The following is a 26,025-nucleotide window of genomic DNA, read 5'->3' as shown; positions in this document are numbered from 1 at the left end:
CGCTTCGGGGTGGTCGGCCAGCACGCACCAGGTGGTCTGGGTTGAAGGCCCCGAGGCGGTCGCCTTTCTCGATGGCCAGCTCTCCGCCGACGTGGCCGGGTCGGCTCCGGGTGCGGTGGCCAGGTCCTTCCTGCTGGAACCCCGCGGCAAGCTGCGGGCCATCGTCTGGGTGCTGCGAGCCGAGTCCGGGGCCGGCCTCCTCTGCGAGCTCGACCGAGCCCCGGTGGTCGTCGACGCCCTGCGCAGGTTCCTGTTCCGGACCGATGCCCGGGTGGAACCGGGCGAGACCCTGGACACATTCTGGGGCAGAGGGGAAGACGACCGGCCCCATTGGGAACTCGCAGCCGAAGGGCCCGTGATCACGCTACCCGGGACCGCACCCCATAGGGCGATGGCAGGGGCGCGCGGGCCTTGGCTCACCGCCGAACAGGTGGCCGCCCACCGGATCGTGGCCGGTGAGCCCAAGTTCGGGAGGGATGTGGGCGAGGACACCATCCCCCATGAGACCGGGCTGGTGGCTGAAGCGGTGTCCTTCACCAAGGGCTGCTACCTCGGCCAGGAACTGGTGGCTCGAATCGACAGCCGCGGCCATGTCAACCGTCATCTGCGTCGGATCGATTTCCCGGCGGCTCAGGTTCCCGACGGCGCCGAGGTGTTTCTCGGAGAGGCGGAGGCGGGCAGCCTGGGGACCGTGGCCCCGGTTCCCGACGGAACGGTCGCCCTCGCCCTGTTGCACCGCCAGGCGGTGCCGGGGGCCGAGGTCGTGGCGCGCTGGCCCGGCGGCACCGCCCGAGGATGGGTGGAGTCGCTGGCGGAACCGGTGTCGACATGAGCTGCCGTAGGTCGGGGTCGGCTGCCGCCTAGCCTGACGCTCATGGACTTCCTGCGAGTCGCCTGCGCCCAGATCGATCTCGTCGTCGGGGACATAGAGGGCAATCTGGCCCGGATCACCGAAGCCATGGAGTGGGCCGAGGAGTGCCAGGCCGACGTGTTGTTGCTCCCGGAGCTGGCCATCACCGGCTATCCGCCCGAGGACCTCGTGCTGCGGACGGCGTTCGTGGACGCCAACATCGAGGCGCTCCACCGGCTGGCACGGGCCGCCGGCGATGTCACCACCGTGGTCGGATTCGTCGATCGGTCTGCGCTGCCTCCCGACGATGCCGGCCACGTACGCGTCCACAACGCCGCCGCCCTGATCCAGGGAGGTCGGATCGGAGGCATCTACCACAAGGGCCGGCTGCCCAACTACGGAGTGTTCGACGAGGATCGCTACTTCGCAGTCGGAGCGACCGCCGATGCCCTGTGGCAGGTCAACGGCGTGGTGGTCGGCGTCTCCATCTGCGAGGACATCTGGGTGGCCGATGGCCCCCCAGCTCGCCAGGCAGCAGCCGGCGCCGAGCTGCTGCTCAACATCAACGGCTCGCCGTATCACCGCGGCAAGGGCCGGGAGCGCGAGGAGATGCTGGCCACCCGCGCTCGGGAGGCCGGCGTGCCTCTGGTCTACCTCAACCTGGTCGGGGCTCAGGACGAGTTGGTGTTCGACGGCCAGAGCATGGTCTTCGACGCCGAGGGCGGACTTCTCTACCGGGCGGCGCAGTTCGAGGAGGAGATGTTCTGGGTGGACCTGCCGATCACAGGTGAGGGGCGGACCGAAGTGGTCTCGACCCTGGTCGCCGACGGTGACCTGCTCGAAGGCGAACCGGAGCCGTTTCCCGAACCGCACACCCCGATGGACGACATCGCCGAGGTGTATCGGGCCCTGGTGTGCGGGCTGCGCGGGTACGCGCGCAAGAACGGGTTCTCTGGTGTCGTCGTCGGGCTCTCGGGTGGCATCGACTCGGCGCTCACCGCAGCCATCGCCGCCGATGCACTTGGGCCGGAGGGGGTGTGGGGAGTCACCATGCCCTCGCGACACAGCAGCGAGGGCTCCGAGACCGACAGCGAAGACCTTGCTCGCAACCTCGGGATCCGCTTCGACCGCATCCCCATCGAGCCGCCGTTCGAGGGGTTCCTCGACGTCCTGGGAGGCGTGTTCGAGGGAAGCGAGCCCGGAGTGGCCGAGGAGAACCTGCAGGCACGAATCCGGGGGGCGATCCTCATGGCACTGTCGAACAAGTTCGGGCACATGGTGGTGGCCACCGGGAACAAGTCCGAGATGTCCGTCGGTTACGCCACCATCTACGGCGACATGGTCGGTGGGTACGCAGTCCTCAAGGACGTGTGGAAGACCCTGGTGTACGACCTGGCGAGGTGGCGAAACCGTGACGGCGAGGTCATCCCCCAGGCGTCGATCGACAAGCCCCCATCGGCCGAGCTGCGTCCCGGCCAGCTCGACACCGACTCGCTGCCCCCGTACGAGGTGCTCGATCCGATCCTGGAGAGGTACGTGGAGGACGACATGTCGATTCGTCAGATCGTGGCCGCCGGGTTCGACCGGGCGCAGGTGGAGCGGGTGGCGACGATGGTGGACCGCAACGAGTACAAGCGCCGCCAGGCCGCTCCCGGGGTGAAGATCACCACCAAGGCTCTCGGCCGCGACCGACGCCTTCCGATCACCAACCGCTTCCGGGGCTGGTGAGACCCGTATCATCGGTCGGGCGCCGGGATGGCGGAATGGTAGACGCGGCGGACTCAAAATCCGTTGGGCGAAAGCCCGTGTGGGTTCGACTCCCACTCCCGGTACGGTTCACCCGAGCCGCAGGCGGGTGATTGCTCCTCGATCTCGCCCCGTAGGATCGGAGGAATGTCCCGCCTGGAGCGCCGCCTGCTGCGGCTTCTCGACCGGATGACGCATCTCGACGAAGAGATCAGGCTCACCGGAGAGGAGCTGGTCGTTCACCGCCACCTCGACGACGACGCCCGACGGGACGCTGCGGTGGGCGGGCCCATCGAGAGGGAGGACGCCGCCGTCACCGCAGGCGACGTCGCCCGGCTCGAGGCCCTGCTGGTCGTGCTCCGAAGCGAGAGGGTGCGCCTGGAGAGGCGCATCGCCGGGCTGACCGCTCGCCTGGAGTGACGGGCAGCGCCCTGTCGGTGGTCCCTACCATCGCCCCGTGCGCACCCTGGCCCTGATCGACGGTCACTCGCTTGCCTATCGGGCCTTCTACGCCCTTCCCAGCGATCTGGCCACCCCTTCGGGGCAGGTGACGAACGCCGTGTTCGGGTTTACCTCGATGGTGATCAAGCTGTTGGCCGAGGAGCACCCCGATGCCCTTGCCGTCGCCTGGGACACACCCACCCCCACCTTCCGTAGGGAGCGGTTCCCCGAGTACAAGGCGCAGCGGGCGGCCGCTCCCGACCTCTTCCGCTCCCAGCTCCCCCTGATCCGGGAAGTGGCCGGGGCTCTGCGCATCCCCCAGTTCGAGGCCCCCGGGTGGGAGGCCGACGACGTCATCGCCACCCTCGCCAGGAGAGCCGCCGCCGAGGGCTGGCGGGTGCTGATAGTCACCGGCGATCGCGACGCCTTCCAGCTCGCCGGGGGGCCGATCTCGGTCTACTACACGCGTCGTGGCATCAGCGACACGGTGATGGCCGATGCCGCCTATGTGGAGGAGCGCTACGGCGTCGAACCCGGCCGGTACGCCGACTTCGCCGCACTGCGGGGCGACCCTTCGGACAACATCCCGGGTGTGCCCGGCGTGGGGGAGAAGACTGCTTCGCGCCTCGTCGCCGAGCACGGTGACCTGGAGGGGATCTACGAGCACCTGGATGAGATGAGCCCCAAGCTGCGCCAGAACCTCGAGGCGTCGAGGTCACAGGTGTTCCTCAATCGCGAGCTGATCCGTCTCGTCGACGACGTGCCCATCGAGGCGGACCTGAAGGGGATGAGACCGCTCGCCTGGGACCCCCAGGAGGTGAGGCACCTGTTCGACGCGCTCGCCTTTCGTTCGCTTTGGCAGCGCCTCCAGGAGGTGAGTGGATCAGAACCGGGTGTCGACGAGGTGATCGACGTCTCCGTCACGGCGGGGGACGGGGATGCCGCCCTGCTGGCAGCCGGAGAAGGGCTCATCGCCCTGGAGCCGGTGTGGGAGGGCGACGATCTGATCGGGGTGATGGTCGCAGCCGGGGATGACGCCACCTACGTGCCCTTCGGTCGGCTGGGGAGCCTCGTCGGGGTGCTCGCAGACCCTGAGCGCCACAAGGCACTGCACGGCGCCAAGCCCCTGGTGAGGGCGCTACTCGAGGCCGATCTCGACTTCAGGGGTCTCGCCTTCGACACCCTCCTGGCAGCCCATCTGGTCGATCCCGATGCCGGAGTCCAGACCCTGGCCGACCTCGCCGGCCGCATCCTCGGCATCGAGATCGGGCCGTCCGGATCCGCTTCGAGTGGCGGCGCCCAGGGAGCCTTCGACCTGGAGGGTCCCGACCTGGAGGCCGCGGGACGGCGGGCCGTCGCCATCGGCCGCCTCGTCGAGCCGCTGGGCGCCGAGCTGGAGGCCAGGGGTGGCACCGCCCTCTTCGAGGAGGTCGAGCTGCCCCTGGTGAGGGTGTTGGCCCTGATGGAGGAAGCCGGGATCGGGGTCGACCGCGAGTATCTGGGAGAACTGAGAACGACGCTGCGCGACCGGCTCGCCGCCCTCGAAGCGGAGATCCACCGGGAAGCAGGCGGGCCGTTCAACCTGAACTCGACACTGCAGCTGCGGGAGGTCCTGTTCGATCGGCTCGCGCTCCCGGTGCTCAAGAAGACCCCCAAGGGCCAGCCGTCGACCGACGCCTCGGTCTTGCAGCGGCTCGCCGACGAGCATCCCATCGTGGAGCGGATGCTGCGTTTCCGTGAGCTGGAGAAGCTGCGTTCCACCTACGTCGACGGGTTGCTGCCGCTCATTGGCGCCGATGGTCGCATCCACTGCGTGTACAACCAGACCGGTGCCGCCACCGGCCGCATCTCATCGGAGCGCCCCAACATGCAGAACATCCCGGTCCGGTCGGAGGAGGGTCGCACCATCCGACGCGCCTTCGTGGCCGGCGAGGGGCGCTGCTTCGTGGTGGCGGACTACAGCCAGATCGAGCTGAGGATCCTCGCCCATCTCAGCGGCGAGCCGGCGCTCGAGGCGGCATTTCGCGCCGGGGCCGATGTCCATACCGAGACCGCGGCGCGCGTGTTCGGAGTGCCCCAGGACGAGGTGACGCCTGAGATGAGGCGCCGGGCCAAGGTGGTCAACTTCGGCCTCCTCTACGGCATGGAGGCCTACGGGTTCTCGCAGCGTCTGTCGATTCCTCAGGAGGAGGCACAGAAGCAGTTGGAGGCCTACTTCGCCCAGTTCCCCGGGGTGCGTCGCTTCATGGACTCGATCGTGGCCGATGCCCGCAACCTCGGCTACACCGAGACCATCCTGGGCCGGCGGAGGTACCTCCCCGAGCTCACCTCGGACAACTTCCGGGAACGCCAGGCCGGGGAGCGCATGGCGCTGAATGCCCCCATCCAGGGCTCGGCGGCGGACATCATCAAGAAGGCGATGATCGTCGTCGCCGAGGCGCTGGAGGGGACTGGGGCCTTCATGGTGTTGCAGGTCCACGACGAGCTGGTGGTCGAGGCTCCCGAGGGTGACGCCACCGAGGTGGGAGGGTTGCTCAAGGGGTCGATGGAGGGCATCGTCACCCTCTCGGTGCCGCTGGTGGTCGATCTGGCGACGGGCCGCAGCCTCGCCGACACCAAGGGCTGATCCGCCTGGACGGGGCCAGGGTCCGCTGTGGTACGCTTCCAACGCCTTCGGGTGCACCGCGCTCGGAGAGTTTCCCGTTCGAGGTGAACCCAAACCCATGACCGACCAGACCGTGAACGCGCCCGCTGCCGACGAATCGGCAGAAGGCGAAGCCCCCGAGCCCGCTGACACCACCGAGGTGGCAGCCGCTCCCGAATCGGACGAAACGGTGGCCGAGCCCGCCGCCGCGTCCGAGCCTTCTCCAGAGGCGGAGCAGACCGCCGACCCGGAGGAGGTCGCAGCGGCGACCGAACCATCTCCCGAGCCGGACCAGGCGCCAGAGCCGGTGGAGGTCGCAGCGGCGACCGAGCCCTCTTCGGAGGAGGAGCAGGCTGCGCCCGAACCCGCCCCGGCGAGCCCTTCGGCCCGACCCGGGCCGTACGTGGCAGATCCTGCAGCCGCCATGCGCGCCCTGGGCGACGTGGCCAACGATCTCACCGCCGAGGACTTCGCCGCCGCCGTCGAGCAGACCGTGGTCGAGCTCAAGGAGGGCACCCTGGTGGTGGGGACCGTCGTCCGGGTGGATCCCGACGAGGTCCTGGTGGACATCGGGTTCAAGTCGGAGGGGATCATCCCCGCCAAGGAGCTGTCGATCCGCAACGCGGTCAACCCCGCCGAGCTGGTCAAGGTGGGCGAGCAGATCGAGGCGCTGGTGCTCACCATGGAAGACTCCGAGGGCCGGTTGATCCTGTCGAAGAAGCGGGCCCAGTACGAGCGCGCCTGGGGTCGCATCGAAGAGGTGATGAACCAGGGGGGCACGGTCACCGGCCAGGTGATCGAGGTGGTCAAGGGAGGGCTCATCGTCGACATCGGCCTGCGCGGCTTCCTCCCCGCTTCGTTGGTGGAGCTGCGGCGTGTGCGAGACCTGCACCCCTACATCGGGGAGTCGCTCGAGGCCAAGGTGATCGAGCTCGACAAGAACCGCAACAACGTGGTGCTCTCCCGGCGGGCCTTCCTCGAGGAGGAGCAGGCCGAGCAGCGCCAGGCCTTCCTCGACGACCTGAAGGCCGGCGAGATCCGTGACGGCGTCGTCTCGTCGGTTGTCAACTTCGGCGCCTTCGTCGACCTGGGCGGAATGGACGGCCTGGTGCACGTGTCGGAGCTCTCATGGCAGCACGTGAGCCATCCCGGCGAGATGGTCCAGGTGGGCGACAAGGTTCAGGTCAAGGTGCTCGAGGTCGACCTGGATCGGGAGCGGATCTCGCTCTCCATCCGGCAGACCCGCGAGGATCCCTGGGAGTCGTTCAGCGGGGCCCACGGCGTGGGCGACGTCGTCGATGGGACGGTCACCAAGACGGTTCCGTTCGGGGCGTTTGTCTCGGTTGCGGACGGAGTCGAGGGCCTGGTCCACGTCTCGGAGATCGCGATGCATCACGTCGACAGCCCCGAGCTGGAGCTCTCGGTCGAACAGCCGGTCAAGGTCAAGATCACCGAGATCGACGGAGAGCGTCGGCGGATCAGCCTCTCCATCAAGCAGGCGCTTCCCGAGTGGCAGAACCGGAGCCAGTGGCAGGACGACGAGGCTCGCCCTGCCGCCGGTGCCGGCGGCGGCAAGCGCAAGCGGGTCCAGGAGTTCGAGCGGGAAGAGGAGAAGCCGCCGGAGCCTTCGTTCAACGCCGACGCCTCGCTCGAGGCGATCCTGGAGGAGCTCAAGCAGCGGGGGATCGGCCGCAAGTAGCCGCCTCCGGCTCAAGGGTTCCTGCCCGTCTGCCGATGGTCGGCCGATGAAGCGAGGAGCCCACCCGCCAGCAGATCATCCTGGCGAGCATTCGGTCGACGCCGGGGAGGCCTCCGAAGAGCCGACCGACGAGCAGCCGGTCTCGATCCATTGGCGTGGCGGTCTCGCCTGGCAGTGGACAAACGTCGAGGGCGGCACCTTCGTCTCCTATCCCGACTCGGCCGGCTCTGCCGGTTAGCCTGCGCCGGTGGCCGACCGGCTCCTTCTCGGTGGCGGTATCGGAAGCGGGAAGTCGACCGCTGCCGCATGCTTTGCGGCACTTGGAGCCGTCGTCGTCTCGGCCGACCTGAAAGGTCACGAGGTCATCGCGCCGGGAACTCCGGGGGCGGCACGGGTGCTGGAGGCGTGGCCCGAGGTTGCAGACGCCGGCGGCGCCGTCGATCGGCGCCTCCTGGGCGAGATCGTGTTCGCCGACCCGGCCGCTCTGAGGGCGCTCGAGAGCATCACCCATCCGCTGATTCGGACCGCCATCCTGCACGAAGAGGCGACTCACTCCGATCGAGTGGTGGTCGTGGAGGTTCCGATCCCGGTCGATCTTCCCGGTCGGGGCTGGCCTTGGGTGGTGGTCGACGCTCCCGACGATGTTCGCCTGCACCGGGCCGCCGGCCGGGGAGGGATGACCGAGGCACTGGTGCGCAAGGTGATGGCCAACCAGCCGGAGCGAGGGGAGTGGCTGGCACTTGCGAAGTGGGTGATCGACAACTCGGGCGACCTCGCGGCTCTCGAGGAGCAGTGCCGCCGGGTCTGGGATGAGGCGGTGACCGCCGTCGACTGAGTCGGTCCCTGGTTGTCGCCCCCTGCCGATATCCTCACGCCGTGCCCCCCTTTCGCGTCGTCTCCGACTTCGAGCCTGCCGGTGACCAGCCGGAGGCCATCGCCGCCCTGGCACGAGGTGTCGAATCGGGTGAGCGCTTCCAGACGCTGTTGGGCATCACCGGGTCGGGGAAGTCGGCCACCGTCGCCTGGCTGATCGAGAAGATCCAACGGCCGACTCTGGTGTTGGCGCCGAACAAGGCCCTCGCCGCCCAGCTCGCCAACGAGTTTCGCCAGTTCTTTCCGGAGAACCGGGTCGAGTACTTCGTGTCCTACTACGACTACTACCAGCCCGAGGCGTACATCCCGCAGAGCGACACCTACATCGAGAAGGACTCCTCGGTCAACGACGAGATCGATCGCCTGCGACACAGCGCCACCGCCGCCCTGCTCACCAGGCGCGACGTGGTGATCGTGGCCTCGGTCTCTGCGATCTACGGGCTGGGCTCGCCCGAGCAGTACGAAGGGCAACTGTTGCGCCTGGTGCGGGGGGTCGAGTACCCCCTCGAGGACGCGGTGCGCCGCCTGGTCGACATCCAGTACGAGCGCAACGAGGTGAACCTGATCCGGGGCCGCTTCCGGGTGAAGGGCGACACCTTGGAGGTGATGCCCGCCTACGAGGAGACCACGTTTCGAGTCGAGTACTTCGGTGACGAGGTCGAGCGCATCCTGCAGCTGAACCCGGTCACGGGGGAGGTGCTGGGTGAGCCGAGCGAGCTGTGGGTGTACCCGGCGAGCCACTACGTCGCCACCGAGGAGCGTCGCCTGCAGGCGATCGCCTCCATCGAGGTCGAGCTGGCGGACAGGCTGGCGGACCTCGAGGAGGCCGGCAAGCTGCTCGAGGCCCAGAGGCTGCGAATGCGGACCGCCTACGACCTCGAGATGCTGCGCGAGCTCGGTTACTGCAACGGGATCGAGAACTACGCCCGCCATCTCGACGGCAGGGCGCCGGGGGAGCCGCCGTACACCCTGCTCGACTACTTCCCCGACGACTTCTTGATGGTCCTCGACGAGAGCCACGTGACGATCCCGCAGCTGCACGGGCAGTTCGAGGGCGACCGCAGTCGCAAGACGGTCCTGGTGGAGCACGGCTTCCGCCTGCCGTCGGCGATGGACAACCGTCCGCTGCGCTTCGACGAGTGGCTGGCGCGAACCCGCCAGGCGGTTTTCCTGTCCGCCACCCCCGGGCCGTGGGAGCGGGAGAACTCGGACACGATCGTCGAACAGATCATCCGACCCACCGGCCTCGTCGATCCCGAGGTCGTGGTGCGGCCGACCAAGGGCCAGATCGACGACCTGCTCGAGGAGATCCGCGCCCGTACCGAGCATGACCAGCGGGTCCTGGTCACGACGCTCACCAAGAAGATGGCGGAGGATCTCTCCGATTACCTCCTCGAGGTGGGGGTGAAGGCTCGCTACCTGCACTCCGACGTCGACACCCTGGAGCGGGTGCAGATCCTGCGCGATCTGAGACTGGGGGAGTACGACGTCCTGGTCGGGATCAATCTGCTGCGCGAGGGCCTCGACCTTCCCGAGGTGGGGATGGTCGCCATCCTCGACGCCGACAAGGAGGGGTTCTTGCGGTCACAGACGTCGCTCATCCAGACGATCGGCCGGGCGGCGCGCAATGTCGACGGCCAGGTGGTGATGTACGCCGACGCCGTCACCGACTCGATGCGGCGCGCCATAGACGAGACCAACCGACGCCGTGCCCGGCAGGTGGCATGGAACACCGAGCACGGGATCGACCCACAGACCATCCGCAAGAAGGTCTCCGACATCCTCGAGCTGATCCAGACCAAGGAAGCGCCCGCGGTGGAGCGGAGGCGTCGCGAGCTGGGTCGACGCCCCGAGCTCGACCTGCCGGTGGACGACCTGGGTCGGCTCATCCGGAGTCTGGAGGAGGAGATGCGGGAGGCGGCCGCCGAGCTGCGTTTCGAGTACGCGGCACGACTGCGCGATGAGGTGGACGAGCTCAAGCGGGAGCTGCGGGAGGTCTCGCGAGCCACCGGCTGAGCCCGGCGAGGCTCCCTCCCCGGGGAGGTGGCGCGGAGGGCCGGAGGGGAAACCACACGACCAAGGCCTGGGGGCCTCCAGCCGAGCACCCGGCGGTCCGGGCGTCAGGACTTGGTGTCGTCGGCGGTCGGCTCGGCGTCCTCGTCGTCCTTGAGGCCGCGGCGCAGCTCACGGGCCGACTTCCCGAGGGATCGTGCCAGTTCGGGCAGCTTCTTGGCGCCGAACAGCAACAGGAGGACGGCGAGGATGAGGATGATCTCCCCGGCTCCGATCTGACGGAACATGTGACGGTCCCTCTCTTGGCTGTCCTCGGAGTGTAGGGCACCACGACCCACCGGAATGCCGCCCGGCGGAATCCCACGCCTGAGATTCACTCTCGGGGGTCCGTTACAATCGCCGCCCTCGCCTCAGGGGACGGGCATGCCGCAGGACTCCATCGTCATCAGGGGTGCGCGCGAGCACAACCTGAAGAACATCACCCTCGAGATCCCACGCGGGCGCCTGGTGGTGTTCACCGGGCTGTCCGGGTCGGGCAAGTCCTCCCTGGCGTTCGACACCATCTACGCCGAGGGGCAGCGGCGGTACGTAGAGAGCCTCTCCGCCTACGCCCGCCAGTTCCTCGGCCAGATGGAGAAGCCCGATGTCGACTCCATCGACGGCCTCTCGCCGGCCATCTCGATCGACCAGAAGACGGCCAGCCGCAACCCCCGATCGACGGTGGGGACGGTCACCGAGATCCACGACTACCTGCGTCTGCTGTACGCCCGGATCGGCATCCCCCACTGCCCCCAGTGCGGCCGGCCCGTCGCCCGCCAGACCCCGCAGCAGATCGTCGACCAGATCATGCGCCTCGAAGAGGGCACCCGGTTCCAGGTGCTGGCTCCGGTGGTGCGGGGCCGGAAGGGTGAGTACGAGGGCATGCTCAAGGAACTCGCCCTCGAAGGCTTCTCCCGGGCCCGTATCGACGGCGAGGTCCGCGACCTCACCGAGGACATCCGGCTAGACCGCTACTTCCAGCACACCATCGAGGTCGTGGTCGACCGCCTGGTGGCCAAGGAGTCGATCCGCCGCCGGCTCACCGACTCGATGGAGACCGCCCTGCGGCTCGCCGAAGGCACCGCCACCGTCGAGGTCGAAGGCGGGCCGGCCACCGACTTCTCGCAACACCTCGCCTGCGACCACTGCGGGATCTCTTTCGAGGAGTTGCAGCCCAGGAACTTCTCCTTCAACTCGCCGTACGGCGCCTGCCGCTCCTGCAACGGCCTGGGCACTCGCTTCCAGGTCGATTGGCGGCTGGCGGTGCCAGACGACGAGCGCTCCCTGGCAGAGGGTGCGATCGTCCCCTGGGTCGGGCGACATCGCTCGTCCTACTTCACCCGGGTCCTCGAAGGTGTGGCCGCTCGCCACGGCTTCGACATGGACACGCCGTTTCGTGATCTCTCCGACGAGGCCCGCAAGATAGTCCTCGAGGGGGCCGGCGAGGATCCGGTGACCGTCCAGTACGTCAACCGGTTCGGTCGACCGCGCCGCTATCAGACGGCATATGAGGGCCTCATTCCCTGGCTGACCAGGCGTCATGAGGGAGCCGACAGCGATGGCGCCCGGGAGATGTTCGAGCAGTACATGCGGCTGGTCCCCTGTGAGGCCTGCGATGGCGCCCGCCTCAATCCGGCGTCGCTGGCGGTGACCGTCGGCGACCGCAACATCCACCAGGTGTCTTCCTTCTCGCTGCGTGCCTGCCACGCCTTCTTCGCCTCCCTGGAACTGACCGACCGGGAACAGGCGATCGCCGCCGCCGCCTTGAAGGAGATCACCTCGCGCCTCGCCTTTCTCCTCGACGTCGGTCTCGACTACCTCACCCTGGGCCGGGGAGCGGCGACCCTGGCCGGCGGCGAGGCGCAGCGGATCCGTCTCGCCACCCAGATCGGCTCCGGGCTGGTGGGGGTGCTCTACATCCTCGACGAGCCGTCGATCGGCCTCCATCAGCGCGACAACCAGCGCCTCATCGAGACCCTGGTGAGGTTGCGCGATCTCGGCAACACGGTGATCGTGGTCGAGCACGACGAGGAGACGATCCGCGTCGCCGACCACATCGTCGACATCGGCCCCGGCGCCGGCGAGCACGGCGGCCAGATCGTCGCCGAGGGGACGGTGGCAGACGTCGCCTCCGAGCCGGCCTCGATCACCGGCGACTACCTGGCCGGGCGGCGCTCGATCGCCGTTCCCGAAGCCCGGCGCCCTCCCGGTGATCGCCTCCTTACGATCGTCGGGGCGTCGGAGAACAACCTGTGCGACCTCGATGTGGAGATCCCGCTCGGCCTGTTGGTGGCGGTGACCGGGGTCTCGGGGAGCGGCAAGTCGACCCTGGTCGAGGAGATCCTGGCCAAGGCGCTGCGCTTCGAGCTCTACGGATCGCGTGAGCTGCCGGGGCGCCATCGCCGGGTCGAGGGCATCGGCCAGATCGACAAGGCGATCGACATCGACCAGTCCCCGATCGGGCGCACGCCTCGTTCCAATCCCGCCACCTACACCAAGGTGTTCGATCGCATCCGCACTCTGTTTTCGTCGGTGCCCGAGGCACGCAGTCGCGGCTACAAGCCGGGCCGGTTCTCGTTCAACGTGGCCGGGGGCCGCTGCGAGTCCTGCAAGGGCGACGGCACCATCAAGATCGAGATGCACTTCCTGCCCGACGTGTACATCACATGTGACCAGTGCAAGGGGAAGCGTTACAACCGGGAGACCCTCGAGATCCTGTGGCGGGGGCATTCCATCGCCGACGTCCTCGACATGTCGGTCACCGAGGCCCTGGAGTTCTTCGAGAATCAGCCCCCGATCGCCCGGGTGCTCCAGACCCTGTACGACGTCGGGCTGGGTTACGTCCGTCTGGGGCAGCCGGCCCCGACGCTCTCGGGAGGTGAGGCACAGCGGGTCAAGCTTGCCTCGGAGTTGGGAAAGCGCTCCACCGGATCCACCTTCTACATCCTCGACGAGCCGACCACCGGTCTGCACTTCGAGGACGTGCACAAGTTGCTCGGCGTGCTGCAGCGCCTGGTCGACACGGGCAACACCGTGCTGGTCATCGAGCACAACCTCGATGTGATCAAGTGTGCCGACTGGATCCTCGATCTCGGCCCCGAGGGAGGCGAGGAGGGGGGCCGGATGGTGGCGGCCGGTACCCCCGAACAGGTCGCCGAGGTGCCCGAGTCCTACACCGGCAAGTTCCTGCGCGACCTGCTGTGAGCGATGCCTGGGACGGCGACCTCGCCGCCTGGTGGGTCGAGGAGGTCGCCGACGATCCCGCCTACCGGGAGGACGTCGATCCGCTGCTGGCATCCCTGATCCCGCAGAAGGCGACCGGGATCCTTCTCGACGGCGGCTGCGGTGATGGTCGCCTTCTCGGCAGGTTCGGGGAGACCGTCGGCGTGGATCGATCCCGTGACCTGGCCGCTCGGGCATCGGACGGGGGCTTGGTGGCGGTGGCCGACCTTGAGTCTCTCCCCTTCGGTGACAGCACCTTCTCCGGCGCCTACCTGGTCCTGGTCCTGGAGCACCTCCACGACCCGAAGCCGGTCCTGGCCGAGGTCGCCCGGGTGGTGGCCCCGGGCGGGTGGCTGGCGGTGGTGCTCAACCATCCGGTGTTCACCGCCCCCGCCTCGGGTCCGCTGATCGACCCCGAAGATGGTGAGGTCTCGTGGCGATGGGGCGCCTACCTGGCGCCCGGCCACAGCGACGAACCGGCCGGAGGGCGCCGGGTCCGCTTCCATCACCGCCCGGTCGGTTCGCTGCTCTCGTCGTTCGCCGCCACCGGGTGGTGTCTCGAGACCCTCGAGGAGCGGCCGGTGCTCGCCGGCGGCGATTCCATCCTCGCTGCCCAGGTCGGCATCCCGAGGCTCCTGGGCGGCAGATGGCGCCGAGTGCACCCGACATCGGACGAAGAGGTTCGCTAGCCTCGGGCCGTCGCGTGGGGAGGCGTGTGAGGGGCAAGCCCCGGATCTCGGTGTTGATCCTGGCCACGATGCTGGTGGCGGTGCTGCTGCCACCAACGCCGGCGATCGCCTCCGGGTACCAGACCGCAGCCGGTGACACCACCCAGCTCGTCGATCTCCTCGAGGGCCAGCTCAACCTCTCCGCGGACCAGGCGGAGCAGTTCGCCACCACGCTGAACCCGGTCGGTGACGACACCTCTCGCTTCGGGCGGGGAGGCGACGCCTCCAAGCCGGCGACCATCTCGGCCGATGACGCCCCGTGGACGGTTCCCACCGCCGTCGGGCTCAACTACGTCATGTGGCAGGACCCGGACACCCTGCCCGACATCGGCGACGGGGTGACCGAGGGCGACGGCATGGTGGTCGGCGGCACCGCCGGCGGTCCCATGCTCAACCAGCCCTATGCCGTGGCCACGGTGGTGCTCGGCGACGAGATCCCGATGCCGGGATCGGTGAGCGGGTTCCGCCAGCCCACCACCGGCAGCGGAGACATGGTCTACTCCCAGTGGGACTTCCCGCTGCTGATAGCCGGCCTGGCGCAGTGGATCGCCCTCAGCCAGTTCCCCGACGACACCTGGAACCTGGCCTCGTTCGTGATGAGCCTGACCTACGGACCCGACCCGTGGAGGCTGGCTTTCTACCTGTTCAACGGGGGGCAGGTGCTTCCCCAGGAACTGAACGGGTTCTTCCTGGTGTACGGGGCGGTGATCATCATCGGGGTCGCCCTAACCAGTGCCCTCGTCCCCGGGTTCCCGCCACCGACGATCGGGGTGCGTTACGCCGGAGATCATCGCTGGGGTTCGGGCGCCGGCGACGCCGTGATCACGGCTCCGGGCGTGCCCCTGGGCCAGGACTCGTTCTGGCCGTCGCATCCGCGCACCTTCGTCCCCGGTCTGCCCGGGGAGTTCGACCCGACCGGGGTGACCCCCTTCGTCAACAAGGGCGACGGGACACTGTGGTTCCGCGTGAGCACGGCCACTCCCTGGGGTGGCATGCCACCGGTCGGATACTGGAGCGACTACCTCCAGGTCGGACTGTTCGACGGTCCCGACGCTCCCTATCCGTCTCGGTACGTCGGATTCCAGACCCACGCCGGGGAGTCGGAGGTGTTCGGCTCCGGTGCCGATGGACCGTTCGAAGGGGCCTCGGCGTTCATCCTCTCCGATGGGTCGATCCTGTTCGGCACGCCGTTCGAGTACGACGGCAACCCGTTCCAGATCTCGCTCGACGGCGGCTTCCAGGCCACCGAGGACGGCCAGTTCCAGTACACCTCGCAGGTGGTGACCATCCAGCCGGAGGACGTGGTCCCGACCGACGATCCGGCCAGTCACGACGGCAACCACCCCGTGTACGACTGCACCACCGGCGAAGAGCTGGAGCCGCCGCCCACGGTGGTCGAGGAGACCACGACCACTCAGCCGGCGACGACCGAGACCTCGCAGCCGGTCGCCAGCGTCACCAGCACGACCACCACGACGGTTCCCGCCGCCACGACCGGAACCCGCACCCGGGAGCGGTTCACCCCGGAGACCACCACCGACCCCTGCTGGTGGTGCTGGACGATCCTGATCCTCTTCGTGGCGTTCCTCATCTGCGTGCTCTACCTGTGGCTGAAGACCTACGAGTGGTGGACCTGCTGGATCTTCTGGTTCATCGTCATCTTCATCTGGGTGCCGTTCCTGCTGGCCGGGGTGTGGTGGTGGGTGCCCGCCTGGTGGTGGGTGCCCCTCCTCGCCTGGTTCCCGGTGGTCGGCGGATACGCCTGGTGGTGGGCCCGCCGCCGCACCTGGTGGCGGCCCTGGTACCTGTACCTGGTGGGTGCCTACCTGGTGGCCCTCGCCTTGGGGATGATCCTGGTCGGCTCGCCCGAGTGGGGATTGCTCTTCCCGCTGTTCTGGATGCCCTGGGTCGGGTTCTGGTTCTGGTACCGGGCCCGGCGGCGGCCCTGGTGGCAACCCTGGATGTGGTTCCTCGGCCTCGGATACGTGGTCTGGACCTTCTACTGGGTCGGCTGGCTGACCCCGTGGTGGGCCTGGTGGCTCCCGGTCGTGTTCTTCCCGTTCCTCGGCTGGTGGTTCGTGTCCCACGGATATTCGTGGCGTGAGATCCACGGCCCCAAGTGGTGCTGGATCCTGCCCTTCGCCTTCATCCCGTTCTTCGCCTGGTGGATCCCGCTCTGGGGACCCTGGTGGTGCTTCGTCATCCTTCTCTTCTTCGCCCTGAGCCTCCTGTGCGTGGTGTTCAACCACTACAAGGAGGAGGAGTGGTGGACCTGCTGGCTGCCATGGTTCGTGGTGTGCTGGCTGTGGGTCCCCTTCCTGCTCGCCGGGCTGTGGTTCTTCCGTCCCAACTGGTGGTGGTGGGCGTTGCTGCCCTGGTTCGTGATCGTCCCCTGGGGCGCCTGGTGGTGGGCACGGCATAGGACCTGGTGGCGGCCGTGGATGTGGTACTGGGTGGGCGGGCACCTGGTGGGTGCCGCAGTCGCCATGTACGTGGTAGGGGCTCCCGAGTGGGGCCTGCTCTTCCCCGTCTTCTGGCTCCCCTGGGCGGGGCTGTACCTGTGGTACCGGGCGGTGCGCCGCCCGTGGTGGCAGCCGTGGATGTGGGGCCTGGCGTTCATCTACTTCGGATGGGTGGTCTACTGGGTCGGCTGGCTGACACCGTGGTGGGGATGGTGGTTCCCGGTGTTCTTCTTCCCGTTCCTCGGCTGGTGGTACGTCGATCACGGCTACGAGTGGGAGCTGATCCATCGCAAGTCGTGCTGGCTGGTGCCCTGGTGCCTGCTGCCCTGGCTGGGGTACATGCTGGCGATCTACTGCATCCCCGAGTACTACTGGGGCCTGTGAGCGCCGCCTTCTGCTGACGGCCCACCGCTCGTAGACTCGGCGGGTGCGCCGTCCTCCCCCCGCGGAGCTGCCCGACGCCCCTGGCGCCTACATGTTCCGTGACGCCGCCGGGGCGGTGCTCTACGTGGGCAAGGCCAAGTCGCTGCGCAAGCGGGTCGCAGGGCATTTCGGCGTCGACGCTCCGCCTCGCACCCGGGCCCTGGTCGAGGCCGCCGAGTCCGTGGAGACCATCGTCGCCGACAACGAGGTCGAGGCCCTGATCCTCGAGCACACCCTCATCCAGAAGTACCGGCCTCGATTCAACGTGAGGCTGCGCGACGACAAGTCGTACCCGTACCTGGCGATCACGACGAGCGAGGAGTGGCCGCGGGCCACCGTGATGCGGGGCCGGCGTCGTCCCGGAAACCGCCATTTCGGGCCCTACGCCCACGCCTACGCCATCCGCCAGACCCTCGATCTGGTGCTGCGGACCTTCCCGGTTCGGACCTGCTCCAACGGGAAGTTCAAGCGGCACTCGGCCCTGGGAAGGCCGTGCCTGCTGTTCGACATCGAGCGCTGCAGCGGACCGTGTGTCGGCAAGGTGAGCGCCGACGAGTACCGACGCCATGTCGAGGGGCTGTCCGACTTCCTCTCCGGTCGCAGCGACGGAGTGGTGGCCGAGCTGCGCTCCGAGATGGCAAGCGCATCGGAGGCGATGGAGTACGAGAAGGCGGCACGGATTCGGGATCGCCTCGCCGCCGTGGAACGGGCCCTGGAGCGCCAGGAGGTTGCATCTCCGCGACGGGAGGACTTCGACCTGATCGCCATCGAGGAGGACGACCTGGAGGCGGTGCTGGTGGTGCTCTCGGTCCGCAACGGCCGGGTCACGGGACGGGCCACCAGCGTCGTCGACAAGGTGGAGGACCTGACCACACCCCAACTGATCGGGAACCTGCTGCGTGAGGTGTACGGGGAGGAGCGCCCACCATCGCACGTCCTGGTCCAGGAGCTCCCGGAAGACGTGGAAGTGTGGACCGCGTGGCTCTCCCGGCGGCGCGGTTCGAGGGTGGGGGTACGGGTGCCGGAGCGCGGTGCCAAGGCCCGGCTCATGGTCACGGCGCGCGTCAACGCCCGCGAGGAGTTCTCCCGTCACCGCCTGCGGCGCGCCTCCGACCACGGCGCCCGGGCACGTGCACTGCGCAGCCTCCAGGAGGAGCTTGGCCTCCCCGAGCCGCCTCTGCGCATCGAGGCGTTCGACATCTCCACGATCCAGGGGCGACACACGGTGGGCTCGATGGTGGTGATGGAGGACGGGCTGCCCCGTCCCTCCGACTACAGGCGCTTCGAGGTTCGTTCCGTGGCAGGGCAGGACGACTTCGCCTCTATGGAGGAGATCCTCACCAGGCGGTTTGGCGCCCTGCTCGCCGAACGGGAGCGGCCTGTGGGGGAGCGGGGGCGGTTCGCCTACCCGCCATCGTTGGTGTTGGTCGACGGCGGCGTGGGGCAGGTGAGCCGGGCGGCGAGCGTCGTGGAGCGACTCGGCATCGAAGTGCCCGTGGCCGGCCTGGCCAAGCGCATGGAGGAGGTGTGGCTGCCGGGGCGTCCGGACCCGGTCCGAATCCGTCGGGGCAGCCAGGCTCTGCATCTCTTGCAGCAGATCCGCGACGAGGCCCACCGGTTCGCCGTGGGATACCACCGGACCCTGCGTGGTCGTCGTATGGTTGACTCCGTGCTCGATCAGGTTCCCGGAATCGGACCGGCCCGCAAGCGGGCGCTGCTCAAGGCCTTCGGCTCGCTGCGGCGGATGGGGGAGGCGAACATCGACGAGCTGGCGGCTGTGGTGCCCCGAGCCGTGGCCGGTGAGTTGCGCCGTGTCCTCACAGGAGGCTGAGATGCTGGTTCGGGTGCAGTCGAGTACGCCGGAGCGACCATGAGGCGCCGTCCACACTTGGTCATCATCACGGGGATGTCGGGGGCGGGCCGGTCCCATGCCTCCAAGGTCCTGGAGGATCTGGGCTTCTTCGTGATCGACAACCTCCCCGCCGACCTCATCGCCGAGGTGGTCGGAAGGGCCGACCTGGGGGAGGGGGAGCGGCATCGCCTGGCGGTGGTGGTCGACACGCGAGGCGGCCTCGACTTCGGCGAGCTCGACGAGGTGATGCGGCGCATCGCCGCCGACGGGGTTCCCACGACGCTCCTCTTCCTGGACGCCGACGACGAGGTGCTCGCCACCCGGTTCGAGGAGAGCCGCCGCCCGCATCCGGTGGCGGGGGCGACGGTCACCGAGTCGATCGCCGCCGAGCGGGAGGCACTCGCCGTGCTGCGCGAGCGCGCCGATGTGATCGTCGACACCTCCGATCGCACCGTCCATGGCCTTCGGCAAGCGGTGGAGGAGGCTTTCGCAGGGAGCAGCGAGCCGCGTCCCATGCGGGTGTCGCTCACCTCGTTCGGGTTCAAGCACGGAGTGCCCCGGGTGCTCGACCTCCTCCTCGACGTCCGCTTCCTTCCCAACCCTCACTGGGACCAGTCGCTGCGCCCTCTCACCGGGCTCGACGAACCGGTGGCGCGCTATGTGCTCGACCCGGGCGACGCCCGGCGGTTCCTGGACCTGGCGACGGAGATGCTCTCCTTCCTGATCCCCCGCTACGAGGTGGAGGGGAAGGCGTACCTGGCGATCGGGATCGGTTGCACCGGGGGGAGGCATCGCTCGGTGGCGATCGTGGAGGAGCTGGCGCGCCGTCTACAGGGCCTGGGATTCGGCGAGGTGACCCGGCGGCATCGGGACCTGGAACGATGATCGGAACCGACCTGCTCACCGAGACCGACCTGGCCGAACTCGAGGCGGGGTTCGAGGGGCTCCGGGTCACCGCCCTGGGCGGTGGGCACGGGCTGGCCGTGGCACTGGAGGCGATCCTCGACTACGCCGGCTCGGTGAGCGCCGTGGTCAGCGTCGCCGATGACGGCGGATCGTCGGGCCGCCTGGCGACCGGACTCGACCTCCCGCCCATGGGGGACATCCGGCGTGCCCTCCTGGCGCTGTCCCCGGAGCCCTCGCTGTGGCGCGACCTGATGGAGTTCCGGTTCGAGTCCGGCGACGTCGCCGGGCACTCGATGGGGAACCTGCTCATCGCCACCCTCACCGAGATCACCGGAGGTTTCGAGGACGCGGTGGGAGCGGCCGGGCGCCTGTTGGGCGCGCGCGGCCAGGTGATACCAACGGCTCCGATCCCGCTCACGCTCGAGGCCGAGGTCGACGGGGTGGTGGTGCGGGGCCAGGTGGCCGTGGCCACCTCCCGGGGCCGCATCGGCCTGGTTCGCGTGCTGCCCGACACCGCCGTCGCCACCCCCGCCGCCCTGGGCGCCATCGCCGCCGCCGATCAGATCGTGATCGGGCCCGGCAGCCTGTTCACCTCGCTGATCGCCGGGCTGCGGGTCCCCGGCATCGTCGAAGCGGTCAACCAGGCGGCGGCCCGGCTGGTCTACGTGTGCAACCTCACGACCCAGGACGGCGAGACCCTGGGGATGAGCGCCGAGGATCACGTGACGGCCCTCTGTCGGGTGGGAGGCCTGCGGCTGCCCGACGTCGTGGTTGTGCACGACGGCCCGCTCGAGGTGCCGTCGGGCCTCGCCAGGGTCGAGGCGGGGGACGAATCCGGGTTCGCCGTGGAGCGTGCCGACCTCGCCCGGGCCGACACCGAGTGGCCCGCCCACGATCCGGCCCGCCTGGGCGCCTTGCTCCGGCGGCTAGCGTGACCTCTCGCCGGTGAAACCGCTTCCCACTCTCGACGACATCGACGTGGCGGGCCGCACGGTGCTGGTGCGAGCCGACCTCAACGTTCCCCTCGCCGAGGGGGAGGTCGCCGACGACTTCCGGCTTCTCGCCGCCCTGCCCACGGTGCATCGGATCCGAAGGGATGGGGGGCGGGTCGTCCTGTGCAGCCACCTGGGCCGGCCCAAGGGTGCCGATCCGGCGTTCTCGCTGGCCCCCGTGGGGAGGCGCCTGTCGGAGTTGAGCGGCCTGACGGTGACGGTCGCACCCGACGTCGCCGGGCCCGGCGCCGCAGCAGCGGTCGAGGCGATCGGCGACGAGGTGGTGCTGTTGGAGAACACCCGATTCGAATCGGGGGAGACCGTCAACGACCCGGAGCTGGCCGACCGGCTCGCCGGCCTCGCCGACCTGTTCGTCATGGACGCCTTCGGTTCGGCACATCGGGCCCACGCCTCGACCGTCGGCGTGGCCGAAAGGCTTCCCTCGGTTGCCGGGCCACTGCTCATCGCCGAGGTCGAGGCCTTCGAGCGGATACTCGGGTCGCCGGACCGGCCGTTCGTGGTGGTCCTGGGCGGCGCCAAGGTGTCGGACAAGCTGGGGGTGATCCGGGCGCTGCTTCCCAAGGTCGACGTGATGCTGGTCGGGGGAGCCATGTGCTTCACGGTGCTCTCTGCCGAGGGATACCGGGTGGGGGAGTCCCTGGTGGAGCCCGACCTGGTCTCCGAGGTGCGCGACGTGCTCGACTCCGCACACGGTTCTCGCCTGATCCTGCCGGTCGACATCGTGGTGGCGGACCGCTTCGCCACCGACGCCGCCCATCGCGTGGTGCCCGCCACCGCCATCCCCGATGGTCGGTTCGGGCTCGACATCGGTCCCGAGACGGCCCGCCGGTTCGCCGCCATCCTCGCCGGCTCGGACACGATCTTCTGGAACGGGCCGATGGGGGTGTTCGAGTGGGAGCCGTTCGCCGCCGGCACCAGGGCGATCGCCGAGGCGGTCGCCGGCTCGGGCGCCTACTCGGTGGTGGGCGGGGGCGACAGCGTGGCCGCCCTGCGCGGCCTGGGCCTCGACCGGGCGGTGTCGCACCTCTCCACCGGCGGTGGAGCCGGGTTGGAGCTGATCGAGAGCGGGTCGCTGCCCGGCGTCGAGGTGTTGCGGAGGGACGATGGCTCGTAAGGATCTGATCGCAGGCAACTGGAAGATGAACGCCACCCATCTGGAGACGATCCAGATGGTGCAGAAGCTGTCGTACCGGCTGGAGCCGGAGGACTACGAGAAGGTCGAGGTGGTGGTCTGCCCGCCGTTCACCGCCCTGCGCTCGGCGCAGACGGTGATCGAGTCGGATCACGTGCCGATCCGCCTCGGCGCCCAGGACGTCCACTGGCAGGAGGCGGGGGCCTACACCGGTGAGGTGTCGCCCGGGATGCTGAAGAGCCTGGGGGTGCGTTTCGTCATCGTCGGTCACTCCGAGCGGCGCGCCATGTTCGGAGAGGAAGACGCAACCGTTGCCCGGAAGGCAGTGGCTGTGCACGCCGCCGGGATGACCCCCATCGTTGCCGTGGGCGAGTCGCTCGACCAGCGGGAAGCCGGGGAGACGGAGGCGGTGATCGGAGGGCAGCTGGAGGTGGTGCTGCGCCGGATGTCACCCGAGTCGGTGGCGAGCATGGTGGTGGCGTACGAGCCGGTGTGGGCGATCGGGACCGGCCGCACCGCAGATCCCGACGTCGCCGGAGCCGCATGCCGGCATCTGCGGGAGGTGGTCTCGGCGATCCACGGCGCCGACGCCGCCGAGTCGCTACGCATCTTGTACGGCGGCTCGGTCAACGGCGGCAACATCGCCGGGTTCATGGCCAAGCGCGACATCGACGGGGCACTGGTGGGGGGCGCCTCGCTCGACCCCGACCAGTTCGCATCGATCATCCGCTACCGCCGGTGAGGCTCGATCCGCCCCTGGTACCTTGTCGGCCATGAGCCGCCTGCTGATCCTGCTCCGCCACGGAGAGAGCGAGTGGAACCGGGACGGGCGCTTCACCGGCTGGACCGATGTCGGGCTCACCGAGCGGGGCCGCCGGGAGGCCGCCACCGCAGGGGGGCTGATCGCCGCCGCCGAGCTGGAGCCGACGGTGGCCCACACCTCTGTGCTCAGCAGGGCCATCACAACGCTGCACCTCACCCTCGAGGCGCTCGACCGGCTCTGGATCCCGGTCCACCTCCATTGGCGCCTCAACGAGCGTCACTACGGGGCGCTTCAGGGGCTGAACAAGAAGGAGACGGCGGCACAGCACGGAGAGGAGCAGGTGCACACCTGGCGGCGCTCCTACGAAGTCGCCCCGCCTCCGCTGCCCGAGGACGATCCCGGGCATCCCTCCCACGACGAGCGCTACGCCGCCCTGGCACCCGACCTGCTGCCTGCGTCGGAGAGCCTGAAGCAGGTGGTCGAGCGCCTCCTCCCTTACTGGCACGACCGGCTGGTGCCCGACCTCCTCGGCGGGGAGGTGGTCCTGGTGTCGGCCCACGGCAACAGCCTGCGCGCCCTCGTCAAGCATCTCGACGGGATCTCAGACGATGAGATCTCCGGCCTGAACATCCCCACCGGGATCCCGCTGGTGTATCGACTGGACGGGCGGCTGCGCCCCGAGGAGTCGAGGTATCTGGGCGATCCCGCCGCCGTCGTCGCCGCCACTGCAGAGGTGGCGGCCCAGGCCCGGGTCTCTCCTACTTCCTGAGAGACCACCCCGAACGACTTGCGGCGGGGGGTCCGCTCATTCATACTTGCGGCTGCGGTCCGCCGAGACGCGGGCTGCGCGTTTGGAAAGGGAGCCATTTGATCGCGGCGATTGCCATCGCGTTTCACCTCGTCCTCTCGTTGACCTTGATCGGTCTCGTGCTGTTGCACGCCGGCCGTGGCGGGATCTCGGAGGCGTTCGGTGGGGGCATGGGCCCGCTGGGTGGAGTGCAAGGCTCCACCCTGGCGGAGCGCAACCTCAACCGGATCACGGTGACCGTGGCCGTCCTTTTCGCCTTCACCACCCTCGCCCTGGCGTGGGTGCTCGAATGAAGCCCTTCGGGGGACGATGGCCCGTTTCCGGGCGAACCAACAAGGAGGAGAGCGCTTTGAAGCACAACAAGCAACGCCGGGGTGTGGCGTGGCTGGGCCTGCTGCTGGCATTCGCGCTGGTGGTCGTCGCCTGTGGCGACGACGACGCCGGCACGACCACCACTGCAGCAGCCGAGACCACGACCACCAAGGCCGCGGAGGAGACCACGACCACGGCTGGTGAGACGACCACCACGACCGAGGCCGGGCCGGCCTGCGAGCCGTCGCCGGCCCCGACTTCGGAGATGGCCACCGAGGTGACCTATCCGGAGCCGACGGATCCCGAGATCCAGTACGGCGGCGAGGTGATCTACGCCAACGAGCAGGAGCCCCCGACGCTGAACACGTTCATCCCGGGCGGTAACAACTTCATCGTGTCCATCGTGGGCAACGCCTACTGGACCGGCGTTGCGACCGTCGACGGGTTCACCCTGGAGCGGATTCCGGTGCTGGTCACCGAGCTGCCGACCGTGGCCAACGGCGGCGTGACGGTGAACGCAGACTGCACCATGACCGTCAGGTACAACATCGTCCCCGAGGCGATGTGGGCGGACGGCACCTCGATCACGGGTGACGACTTCCAGTTCACGTACGAGATGATCATGGACGAGGACCTGCCGATCGCCAAGACGGTGTACGAGGACATCATCTCCACCACTCCTGGTGAGAAGACGTTCGAGTACACCCTCGCCGCCCCGACCACCCAGTTCGAGTTCATCTTCGGGGTGATCCTGCCGAAGCATGACGTCGAGGGTTCCGACTTCGTGAACGACTACAACGACACCATGTGGCTGTCGGGTGGTCCGTTCATGTTTGAGTCCTACGAGAAGGGTCAGTTCCTCAAGGTGGTTCGCAACCCGAACTACTGGCGCAAGGATCCGGCCACCGGTCAGACGCTGCCCTACCTGGACAGCGTGGTGTTCCAGTTCGTTCCGGACTCGACGACCCTGGTCAACGCCTTCAAGGAGAAGGAAGTCGACATCATCAACCCGCCGCCTTCGATCGGCACGATCGAAGAGCTGCAGGCGCTGGCGCCGCAGGGTGCCCAGGTCGAGGTGCTCTCGGGCGCCGTCTGGGAGCACCTGAACTTCCAGTTCGGTGAGAACCGGTTCTTCAAGAACGGTGGTTCCTACAACGAGCACCTGGAGTACCGCCAGGCGGTGGCGCACCTGACCAACAAGGAGTTGCTCGTCGACGAGATCCTCGCCGGCCAGGTGGAGCCGATCGACTCTTATGTCGACGTCTTCTCCCCGACTCTGTCCCAGGGCTCTTGGGCGCAGTACGACTACGACCCGCAGAAGGCGGCCGACCTCCTCAACGAGCTCTGCTCGAAGGACGGCGTGGATTGCGCGACGACGCCGCCGCGTTCGGTGTTCTCGACCACGGCCGGCAACGCGGCCCGTGAGCAGATCGCACAGCTGCTCTCTGGCATGTTCGCCGACGTGAGCGCGCTCACCGAGGACCAGTACGGCTTCCCGCTCGAGTTCACGATCGCTCTCGAGCCGAGCACCCTGTTCTTCGGCGAGACGACGGACTTCGGTTCGTTCGACCTCGGCGAGTGGGCATGGGTCGGTGCTCCGGGCTTCTCGGAGCTCATCGGGATGCACGACGTGTGGGATGGCGAGCAGTCGCCGCCCGCTGGCTACAACTACTACCGCTACGGTTCGCCGGCCGTGACCGGCCAGGGCAACTACGACCAGGGCCCCGGGCTCGTGGACGAGCACTCGCAGCGGTTTGCCGAACTGCGTGACCTGGCGAACTCCACCGTCGACGAGACGGCGTTGATCGCCTACATCGCCGAGATGGAGAACATCCTGGCGGATCAGGCGGTGTTCATCCCGCTGTACGCCCGGCTCGACCCGGGTGCGGCGTGGAGCGATCGGGTGGGCAACTTCAAGCACAACCCGACCAGTTCGGCGGTCACCTGGAACATGGAGCTCTGGTACAGCCCGGCTGAGCAGTGATCCGTTCCTGATTCGAGTGAGCAGGGGGCCCGCCGCAAGGCGGGCCCCCTCTCCGTTGGCCTCGCGCTGCGACCGTGATCCGCAGCCGGTCGGGCCAGGGTGTCGCTCGCTATAC

Annotated in this window: 20 protein-coding genes and 1 tRNA gene; 20 read left to right on the top strand and 1 reads right to left on the bottom strand. The window is 68.6% G+C overall.

Annotated elements, in window-relative coordinates:
* The first annotated feature begins 31 nt into the window (after nt 1-31).
* From QY307_01580 to uvrB, 9 genes are all read left to right on the top strand, one after another.
* Nucleotides 32-832 (top strand): hypothetical protein, encoded by an 801-nt coding sequence (locus tag QY307_01580; GenBank protein ID WKZ82969.1) that lies wholly within the window; start codon nt 32-34, stop codon nt 830-832.
* 42 nt (nt 833-874) lie between these two features.
* Nucleotides 875-2,578: an NAD+ synthase gene (locus QY307_01575; GenBank protein WKZ82968.1), complete on the top strand. Its 1,704-nt coding sequence runs from the start codon at nt 875-877 to the stop codon at nt 2,576-2,578.
* A gap of 21 nt (nt 2,579-2,599) precedes the next feature.
* A tRNA-Leu gene (locus QY307_01570) sits at nt 2,600-2,682 on the top strand.
* A 61-nt stretch (nt 2,683-2,743) separates the two neighbouring features.
* Nucleotides 2,744-3,016, top strand: coding sequence for a hypothetical protein (locus QY307_01565; protein ID WKZ82967.1), 273 nt, complete (start codon nt 2,744-2,746; stop codon nt 3,014-3,016).
* Nucleotides 3,017-3,053: 37 nt separating this feature from the next.
* The gene (gene polA, locus QY307_01560) at nt 3,054-5,663 is read left to right on the top strand and encodes a DNA polymerase I (protein WKZ82966.1); all 2,610 of its coding nucleotides are present in this window, start codon (nt 3,054-3,056) and stop codon (nt 5,661-5,663) included.
* A 442-nt stretch (nt 5,664-6,105) separates the two neighbouring features.
* Entirely contained in the window at nt 6,106-7,380 is a 1,275-nt protein-coding gene (gene rpsA / locus QY307_01555; protein WKZ83733.1) for a 30S ribosomal protein S1, read from the top strand.
* A gap of 46 nt (nt 7,381-7,426) precedes the next feature.
* Nucleotides 7,427-7,618, top strand: coding sequence for a hypothetical protein (locus tag QY307_01550; protein ID WKZ82965.1), 192 nt, complete (start codon nt 7,427-7,429; stop codon nt 7,616-7,618).
* 9 nt (nt 7,619-7,627) lie between these two features.
* Nucleotides 7,628-8,215: a dephospho-CoA kinase gene (coaE, locus tag QY307_01545; GenBank protein ID WKZ82964.1), complete on the top strand. Its 588-nt coding sequence runs from the start codon at nt 7,628-7,630 to the stop codon at nt 8,213-8,215.
* A gap of 41 nt (nt 8,216-8,256) precedes the next feature.
* Entirely contained in the window at nt 8,257-10,269 is a 2,013-nt protein-coding gene (gene uvrB / locus QY307_01540; protein ID WKZ82963.1) for an excinuclease ABC subunit UvrB, read from the top strand.
* A gap of 104 nt (nt 10,270-10,373) precedes the next feature.
* Here the strand turns inward: uvrB and tatA are convergent, their stop codons facing one another.
* Nucleotides 10,374-10,553 carry a twin-arginine translocase TatA/TatE family subunit gene (gene tatA / locus QY307_01535; GenBank protein WKZ82962.1) on the bottom strand — a complete coding sequence of 60 codons (180 nt, stop codon included), beginning with the start codon at nt 10,551-10,553 and terminating at the stop codon, nt 10,374-10,376.
* A 136-nt stretch (nt 10,554-10,689) separates the two neighbouring features.
* Here tatA and uvrA point away from each other — a divergent pair, with 136 nt between their 5' ends.
* From uvrA to QY307_01480, 11 genes are all read left to right on the top strand, one after another.
* Nucleotides 10,690-13,509 carry an excinuclease ABC subunit UvrA gene (uvrA, locus tag QY307_01530; protein ID WKZ82961.1) on the top strand — a complete coding sequence of 940 codons (2,820 nt, stop codon included), beginning with the start codon at nt 10,690-10,692 and terminating at the stop codon, nt 13,507-13,509.
* Nucleotides 13,506-14,216, top strand: a complete 711-nt coding sequence (locus QY307_01525; GenBank protein WKZ82960.1) for a class I SAM-dependent methyltransferase — start codon at nt 13,506-13,508, stop codon at nt 14,214-14,216. The genes uvrA and QY307_01525 overlap by 4 nt, the downstream gene beginning before the upstream one ends.
* Before the next feature lie 26 nt (nt 14,217-14,242).
* On the top strand, nt 14,243-17,101 hold the full coding sequence (locus QY307_01520; protein ID WKZ82959.1) for a hypothetical protein: 2,859 nt from the start codon (nt 14,243-14,245) through the stop codon (nt 17,099-17,101).
* Nucleotides 17,102-17,144: 43 nt separating this feature from the next.
* Complete coding sequence (gene uvrC / locus QY307_01515; GenBank protein WKZ82958.1) at nt 17,145-18,971, top strand: excinuclease ABC subunit UvrC; 1,827 nt, start codon at nt 17,145-17,147, stop codon at nt 18,969-18,971.
* Nucleotides 18,972-19,010: 39 nt separating this feature from the next.
* The gene (rapZ, locus tag QY307_01510) at nt 19,011-19,877 is read left to right on the top strand and encodes an RNase adapter RapZ (protein WKZ82957.1); all 867 of its coding nucleotides are present in this window, start codon (nt 19,011-19,013) and stop codon (nt 19,875-19,877) included.
* Nucleotides 19,874-20,833: a uridine diphosphate-N-acetylglucosamine-binding protein YvcK gene (gene yvcK / locus QY307_01505; protein ID WKZ82956.1), complete on the top strand. Its 960-nt coding sequence runs from the start codon at nt 19,874-19,876 to the stop codon at nt 20,831-20,833. Before rapZ ends, yvcK begins: the two co-directional genes overlap by 4 nt.
* 10 nt (nt 20,834-20,843) lie before the next feature.
* On the top strand, nt 20,844-22,025 hold the full coding sequence (locus tag QY307_01500) for a phosphoglycerate kinase (GenBank protein WKZ82955.1): 1,182 nt from the start codon (nt 20,844-20,846) through the stop codon (nt 22,023-22,025).
* Nucleotides 22,015-22,785: a triose-phosphate isomerase gene (gene tpiA / locus QY307_01495; GenBank protein ID WKZ82954.1), complete on the top strand. Its 771-nt coding sequence runs from the start codon at nt 22,015-22,017 to the stop codon at nt 22,783-22,785. The genes QY307_01500 and tpiA overlap by 11 nt, the downstream gene beginning before the upstream one ends.
* A 31-nt stretch (nt 22,786-22,816) precedes the next feature.
* Nucleotides 22,817-23,575, top strand: coding sequence for a 2,3-diphosphoglycerate-dependent phosphoglycerate mutase (gpmA, locus tag QY307_01490; GenBank protein ID WKZ82953.1), 759 nt, complete (start codon nt 22,817-22,819; stop codon nt 23,573-23,575).
* A gap of 98 nt (nt 23,576-23,673) precedes the next feature.
* Nucleotides 23,674-23,907: a preprotein translocase subunit SecG gene (secG, locus tag QY307_01485; protein ID WKZ82952.1), complete on the top strand. Its 234-nt coding sequence runs from the start codon at nt 23,674-23,676 to the stop codon at nt 23,905-23,907.
* Nucleotides 23,908-23,963: 56 nt separating this feature from the next.
* Nucleotides 23,964-25,910 carry an ABC transporter substrate-binding protein gene (locus QY307_01480; protein ID WKZ82951.1) on the top strand — a complete coding sequence of 649 codons (1,947 nt, stop codon included), beginning with the start codon at nt 23,964-23,966 and terminating at the stop codon, nt 25,908-25,910.
* The last annotated feature ends 115 nt before the right edge of the window (nt 25,911-26,025 follow it).

The sequence above is a fragment of the Acidimicrobiia bacterium genome, from assembly GCA_030584185.1.
Lineage (GTDB): Bacteria > Actinomycetota > Acidimicrobiia > Spongiisociales > UBA11373.
The sequence above is the reverse complement of the archived record's forward strand: the minus strand, read 5'-3'. Positions and strand labels throughout refer to the sequence as shown.